Origin of the sequence: Paenibacillus mesophilus, from assembly GCF_005938385.1 — a bacterium.
In the GTDB taxonomy this organism is placed as follows: Bacteria; Bacillota; Bacilli; order Paenibacillales; family NBRC-103111; genus Paenibacillus_AB; species Paenibacillus_AB mesophilus.
In genome coordinates this window covers 275,179-288,938 of record NZ_VCRA01000006.1, presented here as the reverse complement: position 1 = coordinate 288,938, position 13,760 = coordinate 275,179, and the positions used below count along the sequence as shown (strand labels likewise).

Genomic DNA, 13,760 nt, shown 5'->3' with positions numbered 1-13,760 from the left:
ATAGTTGTTAAGTTAACATGACGATAAATTTCATTTCTTTGTATAATTTCAACCCTCGGGAGGAAAATAATGCTGACTTTTAATGAACATGGTTTATTGCCGGCACAAGATTTTCCTATGACGTTTGATCAATTACGGACTTCCTTGCTAGTTACAGGTCCTCGGGATGAATCCCCTTGGGATACTCATAAAAGGCTGACATTAGTTAACAATTTGGAGATATTAGTCAATCAATTGTGGAGAGTGGGTATAGCCGAAATCTTTATCGATGGTTCATTTGTCGAAGATAAAGCGAGTCCTGGAGATATTGACGGCTACTTTGTAGCAGACGTTAAGACTTTACCGGATATTGTCCGGGAACTTAATTCCATCGATCCTTATAAAATTTGGAACTGGAAAGATCGTATCTATGACCGTAATTCAGCAAAATGGCAATTACCGATGTGGCATCGATACAAAGTTGAATTATACCCTCACGTTGGGCAGTCATCGGGCATACTTGATGAATACGGATATGAACAGATGTTCCCCTCGGCTTTTAGAAAAACAAGGGATACATTCGAACCGAAAGGCATTGTGATAATTATTAAATAAGGAGTTGACCAACAATGATCAAAAATGAAACAGCCTACCAAAAAGCATTAGATAAGTTGAAGCAAGATAAGAAGTACATTGCAAAAGAAAAGCTGCGCTTTAAAGAAATGGGTTTAAATGATGAGCAGATTAACATGGCGATCGAGCCATTACTATCGTTTCATGAACAACTGAAGGAAGAAGTTGAATATTATGAAAGAATAAAAAGGGGAGCATTTAACCCGATCCATAAGTTTACTGATATAGGTAAAAGCCTAATTGCTTATAGAATCTATTTGAATATGACTCAATCTGAGTTGGCTAGAAGACTGGAGGTAGCGGAAGCACAAGTATCCCGAGATGAACGTAATGAATATTACGGAGCGACTGCAGAAAAAATCGAAGCAGTTATGAATGCAATGGGCATGAAGGCCACAATTAATATTGAAATTGCTGCAGGATTAGGCGCATAACTGTTTCACACCTACCATCATAAATACGAACGGTTGCAAAGAGTTGAGGCCTTAGGGTTCAACTCTTTTCTTACTAATGCCCGGTTACTATTTTGACATTCTAACAAATCGAGGGGATCGAAGTGATAGATGCCGAGGACATTCAGCACGACTGGCTGCGGTACTGGTATCCGAGAGAGAAAGAATACGTCCGTTCGTGGTGGGAACGGGAAGACTGGCTTGCGTTTCCGGCCGAAGAGAGCGACTGCTTCGTTCAACTCGACGATTTATCGCAAGTACCTTGCCTGATTTTGCTTGGGGATGCGGGACTAGGCAAATCTACCGTTATCAAACATAGTTCAGGTCAAGAAACAGAAGGCCGCTTGCATCATTTTGTAGATCTGCGCTTTGTTTCTTCGTCGGAGATTTTGAATGCTCAATTGGGGCAACATCCTACAATTGCCGCCTGGAAACATAGCAGCGACATTCTTTATTTATATGTGGACGCGCTGGACGAAGGCATGCTGCTGATCGACAGTATTTGCGAACTGCTGGCGAAGTCGTTCCGGCGTATGGATCGATCCAGATTGTATGTTCGAGTGACCTGCAGGCCGGGGTTGTTCCCAGCTTCGTTCAAGCGCGAGCTAGCCAAGTTATGGGAAGAGCCGGCCGTTCAAGCCTATCAGCTCTCACCGTTATTTCTGGAGGATATCCGTCTCGCTTGCACTGATTACGGGGTAAATGCCGACACTTTCCTTACTGGCGTCAAGCAACGTAATATGAACGGCTTTATATATTCCCCTGTAACCCTGAAAATACTTCTGACCCAGTATACCGTCCATGGGGATTTACCCGAAACGAAAGACCGCTTATTTGAACTGGGCTGTCTGGAACTATGCAAGGAAAGAAAGACGAATAAGCCTAACAGCAATTTTGCTTCTGCCGAGAAACGATACGAAGTCGCAATGTTAATGGCCGCGATTACGGTGTTCTGCAATAAGCCGATTATCTCCAACCGCACAGTCGTCGCTTCTCAAGAAGGCGTATTTAATTTACGCGACTGGCCGACGAACCTTCGCCACTCGCTCGGATATTCAGCCTCGGATGCCGAGGAGGTGCTACGATCAGGGCTTTTCAGAGAATTCGAGCCTATGCAATTTAGCTGGGCGCATTACAGTTATGCGGAATTTTTGGCATCCCGCTTCCTTTTGGCACAAAAAATGAATGTACGGCAGATGAGCAGCCTGGTCTTCAGCACGCAATGGAATGTGATACCGCAGCTTCTGCAAACGGCTGCGTGGTTGGGCGATCATTCTCCGGAAATGTTCGAGCTGATTGTGCATCACGATCCCGAGATCCTATGTCTCGGGGATCCGAGCCGGTGGAGTGATTCGGTGAAACGCAAAGCGATGGAAGCTTTGCTTGCCCGCTATGAGGGGAACTGGATGTATACGCGTCTAGGCAGAGAATCGTTTTACAAGCAGCTCTACTATGACGGGATAGAAGTTTTACTGTCGGATTATTTAAAGAAAGGAAGTAGTATGAGCGGTCCGTTTGGCAGTTTTATTATATTCCTAATCCGCATCATGAACTTGAGAGCATGTACAGATGACTTGTATGAATTCATGGACATGACGCACGATAGCGACCTGGCCAAAGAGGCGCTGTCCCTATATATCGGACTCGGCGATGCTGCTGCCAAGGTTAAGCTCAAATCCATCTTGAGTGAATATACATCGGAATTTTTCGCGCACACGATTATTCGAGAGTTGTATCCCTCCTTATTGTCGCTAGAGGAAATGATTTCTTTCCTGCAATATTGGCACTGGTTCAGCGATTATACTATTCTCGAGGTACTGTCAGTCGAAGACAAAACTAGACTATGGAATCAGCTTCTTGAGGAAGAATCAAGACGGGGAATCTATGCGGGAAGCGGCATGCTGGATTATTTGATCGTCCGGCAGGCAGAAGGGCTGACCGATGAAGGAATATGGACAGCCATAGGCAAACGAAGAGTGTCAACAATCGGGCGGCTTTTCGCGAATTCGAATGCGGTGCTTCGTCATAACGGAACATGGGAAGCCAAAGTTCGTCTGCTACGCTGCGTCTGCAGGAATGTTTCGGCAGAGATATGGATGCTTGCCTGTCATTGGTTTCGTACGGATGAGCTGCCTGAGCTTGTCGAGCTTTACTTGCGGACGGAGGAGCCGGCGTACCTTGAATGCTTGCTGAGTGTGATCGCTCAAGTGATGAACCCGTACAACGAAGACGACATCTTAGCACTCCAGCCTATATACCGCCGGCTCGAACAAGGAAGCGGGGCTTTGTACGCCGTGTCGTTGGACTCCCCGGTTTGTGTCGTCATGAAAGAACTTCCGATCCCTGAGCCACCGGCTCCTGCTAGAAAGTCGAGGCTGTTGGAGAGAAGAATACCAGTAAATCGACTTCGTTATCTGCTTGAGGCGGCCTTAAAAGATGCGAGGAGGGGATGGCCCATACTCGCCGAGCAATGCCGGCCGGAGATTTGGGATTACTGGGCCAACGCAGTTGCGAAAAGCAGCGTATGGCAGGTTTTCTCCGACTCTGAAAGGGAACGGATGGTAGAAGCTGCGCGCTGTTTTTTGCTGCAGTTCGACACCAAGCAGTATCCAGCGAATACGTGGAGCACCAATTTCCGTCCCGTCCGTTACGCTTTGCAGCTCGTATGGGAGAGGGATTCCGAGTTTATTGAAGCGATGGAGCCGGGCAGAACGGCGATCTTGATTCCATATATTGTAGATCCCAATTTCAACTCATATTCCGGAGGCAAGGAAATGTTTGCTTTCGCCTATCGGCGGAATGCGAACGTCATGGATGCTCCTCTGACGGAGCTCCAGAAACGCCGGACTCCCGGAGCGTTGTACGGCAGCAGAACTATTGCATCAAGCAGAGTGGAGTTTTGTTGGGATACGAATATTGGCAGCAAAGTGAAGCGTCTTCTATTCGAGCACCTTATCTCCTGGACGGCAATGCGGGATTTGCTTGAACTGATGTACCGCAACAATCCGGCCGAGGCCCGCGATTTCTCCCTCAACGCCGTCAACAATCGTTATACGGGTCTAACTGGCTGGAAAAGGGCCGTTGCTTCGCTATCCAAGCAACTGGATCGCGCCCCCGACTGTGGGAGCGAGACCGTCATTCCCTTGTTGGAATCCGGTGAGGTGAATGACGACCGCTTCCTGCACGCTGTGCTTCGAAGATATATTCGGGACCGCCCCGCCTATCAATTTAGAAGAATATGGTCACCGGATCAACTGATCCATTTGTATAGCTGGATACACGAGCATTCAGCCTTTTTCACTAAAGACTGGCGTGGGACAGCCTCGGACTGGAAACGGGCTATTCTGGGCCACAGTTCCTCAGACAATAAGCTGCAGCCAGTTCACCTTCTGTACTTAACACGATTGCTTCCTGACTGTGAGGTTGCACGCTATCATTGGGAGCTGGTACGGCAAACCTATGAGCGGGAGAACTGGCAACCGCCGTCTATGAGTGCGCTTATCCATATGATCGATCACGCCGAATCCAGACCGATCACCAGCGGTGCACATATGCTGGGCGTGCTGCGAGACTCGCTCCTGGCTTTCGAGAAAGAATGGCGCCGCTCGGAAAATCCTTTAATCCCCTTGTTATGGAACGAGCAACGGATCCAGATCGAAGGTGTAAGGAAGAAGGCTGCCAGCGAGCTGAAGTACGCGCCGAAAGATGAGAATACTTTGTCCGATACGCTGAAATATTACTTCTCCAAAGATCTGGATCAAAGAGGAGTCACTCTCCATCGGGAAGTGGAGGTGCATCGCTCCCAAGGCGGACAGAGCGGTGCCCGACTCGATATTAAGCTGGAAATTCCGACTTCCTCCGGAAATAAGCCTTTGCGTGTGTACATCGAAGTCAAAGGCTGCTGGAATGATGATCTGGAGGATGCGATGGAAGAACAACTGGTTCAGAAATATATGATTCCGCATCAATGCTCTCAGGGATTGTACGTGGTTGGATGGTATAACTGTCCGCAGTGGGACAAAAAGTGGGATTACCGGGCCGGGAAAGCCCCGGACTATTCTTTCGATGAAGCCAAGAGGCGGTTTCAAGAAAAGGCGGAACAGTTGTCCACCCGATATCAGATGCATGTTGAGGCTGTTGTGTTGGATCTTTCTTTGCGGTAAGGATTGTAGTCAGCAAGCAGCTATGGGGGGGCTAAAGATGGAGATACCAGACTGGAAAATTCATTTGAAAGCAGTATTCCAAGTAATAGAACGAGTCTTTACTTTTTTATTCATGCGATTTATTAAGGATAAGTTCCTTGTGAAGCTTCTATTTCTTGTCATCGGAGTACTTCCTCCTCTATATATTATCGGTTATATCACGCTATATGGTTTATACTTCGGGAGTGCCAAGGCTTCGATACTCACTCTTGTAATGCAATATATACCTTTTAATAGATTTGCCTGTCTGTCCGTAGGACTCTTGTTTACTGGAATCACTGCATTCATCTGGTGGTTGTACGTTTCGTGGAGAGATAGAAAAAAGCTAGGCACAAAGCTGCATAATCTTATTTTGATACCTGCGTTATTTGTAGTCTTGATGCATATCGGATTAATGCTCTTCTTTGCTACGCAAGATATTATGAATCGCGAGGTCCTCTTGAAATTACTACTGATCTGGACGGGGCCATTAACTATACTCCTACTCGTTGGCATAATGAAATTTTTGTATCATTCATTAGGAGTGGCAATAGCGGGGGCCATAATAACCATGTTGGTATACCTCCTTATCTTCAAGGAGGTCCAGAGCTTGCTATATTATCCGTTCTTGCTAGTGGGCACATGGACTATGGCAAAGTTGCTCAGAAAACATCACACCAATAGTTTTGGAGTGATTTGGTCAGGTACATTGTGCTTTCTCCTGTGTCTCCTATATGTATGCCGAACTGTATGGGGGGTGAATGTATCTCCTCGCGTATGGATACCGGTGCTGGCCAGCGTCGTGTTATCTTACGGCATGTCCAAATGGCTGCACAAGATTTACATAAGGTGGAGAGAACGACGTAATGCACAAAAGAAAGACAACACGGCTTTGCAGTTTTCCCATATGGCGGATATAGGAATATATTACTGGAGTATCACTACATTGACGGTGATCCCAATGGCTGTATTTATTATGTACACAACAGGTTCCTATATAGGAGGAATATTGAAACAATCTGCCATTTACACGGACGGGACGATTCGACTTGGCGAAACAAGCATTCCGGGAAATGTGGTCACGTCTGACAGCGAGTCTCTTTATATTTCGACGCCGGAAAGGACATTAAAAGTTGTACGGCCAGGCAATCAAAGCGTAGTGATCGAATAATCAAAACAAATAAAGGGACGTAGCCCAGACCGCCTTAGAATGGACGGTCCTCTATCAAAGAAGGAATCGATTGGAAAACATCGAATCAAGTGGTGATAAATCGAATCCATATCGTACATTTAAGTGGTTGTTAAAAAATTCCATTTAACGCAGCATTGGAGGATACATATGGCAAAATGGTGGATGGTGCGTGCAGGTGATAATAACGAGCTAATTCCTCAATGGCAAAGCAAGCATGTAGCCTCTATTGGATGGGCTGAATTAGGAAATCCCAAAACATATCCATCAAAAGAAAAATTTGTTGAAAGAGCTCATGTAGCTTATGCAGATAAGAAACCTGGAACTCGTCTTTCATGGGCTGGTCAAGTTTGGAGGTTTTTTAGCGAGATAGAAGTTAACGATAGAGTAATCACTTACTCAAAAGAAACAAGGGAATATTTGTTGGGTGTAGTGACTAAGGCACATGAATACCGACCAGATATCATAGATCCATACTATCCTAATGTCATATCTGTGTCCTGGGATAAAAAGAGAGTCCCCCGTGATATGCTATCGCAAGGAGCGAAAAATTCATTGGGTGGGATATTAACTATCTTTCGTGTTGACGATTGGGGGCGTGAGCTACTAGGCTTGCAGAATGGTATGCCAGAACCACAATCGCTGGTAACAGATGAAGAAGAAGTTGAAGCTTTTGATAAGGAAGTATTTATAGAACAAGCTAAGACGATGATTGAAGATTTAGTAGATAAACTAGATCCATGGCAAATGCAAGAATTAATCGCCGGTTTGCTTCAAGCGATGGGATATCAAGTTACAGTAAGTTCCAAAGGTCCTGATGGTGGGGTAGATGTATTAGCTCATCGCGATGCTTTTGGTTTTGAAAAGCCGATTATCAAGGTACAAGTAAAACATAGGCATGCCGCTAGCGGGGGGCCTGAAGTGCAACAACTCATAGGGGCAAATCCACACGGGGCAAGCTGTTTGTTTGTATCTACAGGAGGTTTTACAACTGCGGCTAAAGCTGCGGCACAACATAATGGTGTTAAATTAATAGATCTAGCGGGAATCGTTGAATTAATTAATGAATGGTACGATAAGATGCCCGTTGAGAAGCAATCTTTAATTCCATTAAAGAGAATATATGTACCATCTTAATACAGTTTGGTATAGATCATAGCAAAGCACTCTTAAGCGAGTGCTTTTGTTGTCTCCGGGTGAAAATGCTTTTCCAAACCCTACGGCAGGAATTAGCCTACGGCGTATCGAAATTCCCTATACTATTGCTACCACCTAAAGGAGAAAACAATGAACAAACCGCATTCCTTGAAAAAGAGTTTGTTCGTCGGTTTGCTCGTGAGCACCATAGTGCCGATCCTGCTTGTGGGCGTCTCGTCGTATTACAGCATTTATACGGTTTTGGACAGCAAGACGGCCAGCGGAATAAACAGCAGTCTGCAGCAGGTTAGATCGAATATGGAGATCCTGTTTCGCAACCTGAATTATGTGTCCCAGCAGATGACGAACCGCGACTTGAATTTGTTGTTCAAGGCCGATACGGCCATTGATAAATATATATTGAGCCAAAACGTGTTTGACCATTTGAATTTGGTTGCCTACACGAATCCCGATATCGGGTTGTTTTACATTGCCAACCGGGAAACGAAAGATTTCATATTTCAGAATTATCCGGTGAAGTCGAGCGGGGATCGGGAGGTTTTGCCGGTGCTGACCATCGACAAGGGGGTGACGCACCATGCGCCGCACCGTACGCTCAGCGGCGGTCAGGAGCTTGTTTTTTCGATATCCCGGCCGACAGATTTGCTGGCGGAGTCGAAGTACGATATTTATGTCGAGAGTGATCCGGAGATCTACAACCAGATGCTGAATCATCGTCAATACGGGATGGAAGCCATGCAGGTGCTGACCGACGAGAAAGGAAGCATCGTATTCAGCCAAGACGAAAGCCTGTTCCCCTTGGGCACGGTCATGCCGGGCAGCTTGGAAGAACAACGGTACCAGGTTATTGATAACCACTACTATTTCCGTGCTCAGAGCTCGAAGCTGGGCTGGTACGTATATGCGATTATCGACAAGAAGCTGTATCATAACGAGATCAATCGTTGGACCGCCTATTGGCTGTCCATTTCGGCTATCAGCCTGCTCGTTAGTGCTGTCATCGGATGGTGGATTTGGCGAATCCTTGTCACGCCCTTCAAGAGGCTGCACAGCGAGATCCATAAGATGCGAGGGGATTTCGACTCTGTCTCGCAAACGGCTCCATCCGCCCAGAAGACGAATGTTCTGGAATTTGACGAAGTGATGGAGCGGTTTCAAGATATGAGAACCCACATCGGCCGACTGATGAAGGAATTGAAGCTGAATGAGGAAGAGAAGCGGTATTTGGAGGTGGAAAAGCTGGTCCATCAAATGAATCCGCATTTTTTGTACAACACGCTCAATACGATTCAGTGGTTGGCCAAATCCAAAGGACAAGACGAGATCGTCCGACTGGCTACCGTTTTTATCAGGCTGCTGCGGTATAATCTGGGAAGAGATGGGGATCTCGTCGAGCTGAGGCTCGAAATGAATGCATTGAACGATTATGTTGCGCTGCAACAAATCCGGTACAACTACGAGTTTAGCGTTCAAATCCAAACCCAGTCGGCAGTGATGGACGCCAAGGTGCCCAGATTTCTGCTCCAGCCTTTAATCGAGAACGCGTTGTATCACGGATTGGCGGACGTCGGCGGCCTGATTCAATTGACAATCTCTCTTGAACAAGACGGCAATATGCTTGTCGAGGTAAAGGATAACGGGAAAGGAATGGACGAGGAAGAAATACGCAAGCTGCTGCAGCATGATCGTTCTGCGCGGGACCAAGTAGGCATGGGCATCGGACTGAATTACGTGGATACGATGCTGCGGGTGCATTTCGGCGAGAGCGCGCGTTTACAAGCCTATAGTTCCTCGAACGAAGGAACGACCATGTACTTTCGCATTCCGTTTCACACGGGAAAAGGAGAGGCCGTATGATACAGGCGATGATCGTCGAAGACGAATATTTCGTACGCAAAGGACTGATCACGACTTTACCCTGGGAATCGTTTGGAATCCGGATTGTCGCCGAGGCAAGCAATGGGAGGAAAGCGCTGGAGCTGCTTGCCGACAAGTCCGTGGACCTGATTTTCACCGATTTGACGATGCCGGCGATGAACGGGCTCGATCTCATGCGATGTATTCGTCAGCAGTACCCCGGAATCCATGTCGTTATCCTTACTTGTCATCAGGATTTTCATTATATCCAGGATACGCTCAGGCTGGGCGCGCTTGACTATATCGTCAAGACCGAGCTTGAAACAGGCAATCTGGAAGAGGCGCTCCAGAGAATTACCGATCGGATAAAAGACTTGGCCGCCGAGCAGCGCAGTGAAGGGCGCGGAGTCGCGACGGTCTGGCTGGATTCCGATGAGACCATGCTGCAATCGCACATGGATGAATGGCTAAAGCTGTATTGGGCCATCCGCGACGACGACTTCGATCAGCTGCGCATTCGCCTGGAGACGATTCAACCGCCGATCCCGAAGCTCCATAAAGTGATGCATTCCTTACTTGTGGAGGTAAATCGCTTGATCGGTATGGGCGACTTGCACGAGTGGCTGAACCGATCGGAACAGGTAGACAATTGGGAGGAATGGCGGACCTTTATTACCCGCTTCCGCAGAGCTGTCGGTGACAAGCTGCTCTGCTCCTCCTATCCGGATTATGTGCTACTGTCGATATTGGACACGGTAGAATACATCAAAACGAATGTGGATGCCAAGGTGACGCAAAGCGCCATGGCCGCCAAAGCCCGAATGAGCCGGAGCTATTTCAGCAAATGCTTTCGGGATATTGCGGGAAAGCCCTTTCCCGAATACTTGAAGGAACTGCGTATTGGTCGCGCGAAGCTGCTGCTGATCCAGTCCAATCGCCACATTGCGGATATCGCCATCGATTGCGGCTTTCAGGATTATCGGTATTTCAGCAGGCAATTCAAGGAGGAGACCGGGTTTCTTCCCTCTGAATTTCGGATTTCCGCATGGGAGAAAGGGGCAGCCAAAGCGAACGAATGATACGCGTTAAAGCATGAATCATCTCCTGGGAGGGGGCGGAATCCATGATGGTCAAGAGAGGCATGCTGGGACTCGTGCTAGGGGTAGTGCTGCTTTCCGCTGCGGGTTGCTTGGAAGACGAGAAGGCTGTCTCTGTCGCCTTGCCGTCAGAAGCTCGGAATGTGGCGGATTCCAATGGCAAATACAAGGAGCCGGTTACGCTGCGCATAGGCTATTACACGAATCTGGAGAGCAAATGGCCGGAAGGCTCCAGCGACTCGTTCTCCGACAACCGTTATACCAAAAGACTCGAAGAGATGCTCAATATCAAGTTCGTGCATGCCTTCGAATATCCCCTTTCGGATTATGCCCAGAGGGTGAACATGCTTATTTCCAGTAAAGATATCCCGGACTTTCTGCTAGTGACGGAAGCTCAGTTCAAGACACTCGCGGAGGCCGATATGCTGGAGGACATGACAAGGCTATACGAGCAGTACGCTTCGCCGCTGCTCAAAGAAGTGATACAAGGCTCCGGACCCAAACTGATGAGAAGAGTGACGCATAACGGCAAGATGCTGGGTATTCCGTCTACGCTCCCGACGCATGATTCGGATGGGGTTGTGTGGATTCGTCAGGATTGGCTAAGGAAGGTCGGGATACAGCTGCCCGAAGCGATTACGATCGACGATATGGAACGGGTGGCGAGAGCGTTCATCGGGCAAGATCCGGACGGCAACGGAAAGGATGACACGTACGGCATACAGAGCACATCGACTTTTTTGACGGAAACAATCCGGAATAATTCACTGGACCCGTACTTCGGCGCTTTTAAAGCGTTTCCAAAAATATGGATCAAGGACGAGAATGGCCGGATCGTATACGGATCGATAACGGACAATACGAAACAAGCGCTCGGCAAGCTGAGCGAGCTGTATCGAGCCGGACTGATCGATAAGGATTTCGGCACGGTCAAGCCGGATCAGTTCTCCAAGGATATCAGCAAGGGGAAGGCCGGCATTGGTACCGGATATACATCCGCGCCGATGAAGCTGCTAGCCGATAGTGTGAAGAACAATCCGCAGGCGGAATGGGACGCGCATTATTTGGTTGCGCCGGACGGCAACTATTATACGAGACAACCCGATCCGCTCGGACGCATCATGGTGGCGAGGAAGGGGGCGAAGCATGCGGAAGCGATCATTAAAGCAATCAATGTGATGGCGGATCTGGACAACAATGTGCCGGGAACGTCCCAAGTGTATATGGACAGCCCTGGAACGAACTGGAGCGTCCGGCCGATTCAGGCGACATTCCGAAGGGAGGATACGCTAGTGAACCGTTTTCAACGCCTAAAGGATGCGGCTGACGGCAAGCTGTCCCCCGAGCGGTTGCCGAATTCCGATCGCAAAATATTCGAAGACTACCTGAAAGGCTTCCGTGCGCTGACGGCCTCCCCGCAGGACTGGGCTTATACGCTGTATCAATACCGCGGCGGAAATGCGGTGCTGAGTCCGGTAAACGTTCCGGTGTACAACGAGTTTTACGGAATAACCGATACTATGGAGGAGAAATGGGGAGAGCTGCTCAACCTCGAGAATGAGTCCTTCATGCGCATCCTAGTAGGCGATAAGCCACTCGACTATTTCGAGACGTTCGTATCGGAATGGCGAAGGCATGGCGGAGATACGATTACGAAGGAAGTGGAGAAGGAAATCGCCGAGTTGAAGTAACCGGCGGGGGGAAACTGCAGTCTGACGGAAATAGCCGTCAGGCTTTTTTTGCGCGATTCGGAAATAGGGGCAGGTGTGAGGATTGCTATCGACAATGTAGAAAAAACGGATCCTAACAATTACGATTTTCGACATTGACAAGGACAGCCATGTCTGACTGTCTGGAGGGCGCTCCTTTTATAATAAGCATGAAAGGGGATTCAGCAAGGCAAATAAAAAACCAAGAGGTGGGTACAGTGCGAATCGTACGAGCAACCGCTTTACTTTCGATCGCAGCGATAGTTGCGGCAGGCTGCAGCCAAGGACAATCAAGCAAATCCGGCGATGCCGTCAAGGAGGAAAAGCCGCCGGAGCCGGTAACTTTAAAATTGTATGACATCCAGGTGGTGAGCGATGAGGACCTCGAGATTTTGTACAACGGGCCATTGAAAAAGAAGTATCCGTATATTACCGTAGAGAAAATAGACAGGACGAAGATGTCTTTGCAGGACGTGATCGCCACCAAGCAGCAGTTTGACTTGTTCACCATAGGGAACTCCGAATTCGCCAAGTACGAAGAGCTCGGTTTTTTTGAGGACATGACGCCGTTGCTGGACAAAAGCAAAATGAACTTCGACCGGTTTGATCCGAGAACGATCGAGGCAACCCGAAGCGTATCCCATGGCGCTCTATACGGAGTTCCGTTCGCCGTGCTGACTGCCGCCATGTTCTACAACAAAGACATTTTCGATAAATTCGGCGTTACCTACCCCAAGGACGGCATCACGTGGGATAAGGCGATAGAGCTGGCCAAAGCCCTTACCCGTCAAGATAACGGGGTACAGTATATGGGGCTGCATCCCGAGGCATTCGTAAGGCTGGCCAAGCCGTACGCGCTGAACCCGGTTGACCCGGCGACCAATAAGGCAAGCGTAACCGGCGAGCCCTACAGGAGAGTATTTGAGCTTGGAAAAATGTTGAACGACGTGTCTGCCAATGCGCAGAAAACAACGTTCTGGAATCCGTTCTTCAAGGACCAGACGCTGGCGATGGTGGCGACTTACAATATTTTGACGTCACCGCTATTTAAGGAAGCGGATGGAAAGCTGAACTGGGATTTGGTCCAGTACCCGAGCTTTAGCGAAATGCCCAACAACCTGGGGCCGTATTCGTTCCACCTGTATGGAATCAGCAAGACGAGCAAGCAGAAGGAGGCGGCGGCTAAAGTCATCGAGGTGCTGTCCTCCGACGAAGTGCATAAGGCCATGGTCCGTTCGACCGGCCGCGTCAGCGCCCTGAAGGATCCTAGCTTCCAGCAAGCTTACGGAGCGGACAACCCGTTATTGAAGGGCAAGAACATTCAAGCTATGTTCAAAAGCACGTACACCCCGGGGCTGCAATTCTCCAAATATTCCGGCGAAGCGTCGACGATCATGGAAGCGGAATACAAAAACTTTTTGAATAACAAATATGACGTCAACACGGCGCTTCGGAATGCGGAAGAGAAAATCAATCAAGCGATTATTCAGGCATCCAACAAATAA

General features: G+C 48.2%; 9 protein-coding genes. All 9 read left to right on the top strand.

Annotated elements, in window-relative coordinates; all coding sequences use genetic code 11:
• Positions 1 to 69 precede the first annotated feature (69 nt).
• The 9 genes from FE783_RS13790 (at position 70) to FE783_RS13750 (ending at position 13,760) form a co-directional block, all read left to right on the top strand.
• Positions 70 to 594 carry a DUF6932 family protein gene (locus FE783_RS13790; RefSeq protein ID WP_238403054.1) on the top strand — a complete coding sequence of 175 codons (525 nt, stop codon included), beginning with the start codon at positions 70 to 72 and terminating at the stop codon, positions 592 to 594.
• A 14-nt stretch (positions 595 to 608) separates the two neighbouring features.
• Positions 609 to 1,046, top strand: coding sequence for a helix-turn-helix domain-containing protein (locus FE783_RS13785; RefSeq protein ID WP_138879942.1), 438 nt, complete (start codon positions 609 to 611; stop codon positions 1,044 to 1,046).
• A gap of 122 nt (positions 1,047 to 1,168) precedes the next feature.
• The gene (locus FE783_RS13780; RefSeq protein ID WP_138879941.1) at positions 1,169 to 5,227 is read left to right on the top strand and encodes an NACHT domain-containing protein; all 4,059 of its coding nucleotides are present in this window, start codon (positions 1,169 to 1,171) and stop codon (positions 5,225 to 5,227) included.
• A gap of 37 nt (positions 5,228 to 5,264) precedes the next feature.
• Positions 5,265 to 6,416, top strand: a complete 1,152-nt coding sequence (locus tag FE783_RS13775; RefSeq protein ID WP_138879940.1) for a hypothetical protein — start codon at positions 5,265 to 5,267, stop codon at positions 6,414 to 6,416.
• Positions 6,417 to 6,584: 168 nt separating this feature from the next.
• The gene (locus FE783_RS13770; RefSeq protein ID WP_138879939.1) at positions 6,585 to 7,571 is read left to right on the top strand and encodes a restriction endonuclease; all 987 of its coding nucleotides are present in this window, start codon (positions 6,585 to 6,587) and stop codon (positions 7,569 to 7,571) included.
• A 150-nt stretch (positions 7,572 to 7,721) separates the two neighbouring features.
• Positions 7,722 to 9,449, top strand: coding sequence for a sensor histidine kinase (locus tag FE783_RS13765; RefSeq protein ID WP_138879938.1), 1,728 nt, complete (start codon positions 7,722 to 7,724; stop codon positions 9,447 to 9,449).
• The gene (locus FE783_RS13760) at positions 9,446 to 10,528 is read left to right on the top strand and encodes a response regulator transcription factor (protein WP_138879937.1); all 1,083 of its coding nucleotides are present in this window, start codon (positions 9,446 to 9,448) and stop codon (positions 10,526 to 10,528) included. Before FE783_RS13765 ends, FE783_RS13760 begins: the two co-directional genes overlap by 4 nt.
• 44 nt (positions 10,529 to 10,572) lie before the next feature.
• Positions 10,573 to 12,237 (top strand): type 2 periplasmic-binding domain-containing protein, encoded by a 1,665-nt coding sequence (locus tag FE783_RS13755; protein ID WP_138879936.1) that lies wholly within the window; start codon positions 10,573 to 10,575, stop codon positions 12,235 to 12,237.
• A 236-nt stretch (positions 12,238 to 12,473) separates the two neighbouring features.
• A complete protein-coding gene (locus FE783_RS13750; RefSeq protein WP_158301794.1) occupies positions 12,474 to 13,760 on the top strand; it encodes an ABC transporter substrate-binding protein in 1,287 nt (428 codons plus the stop codon).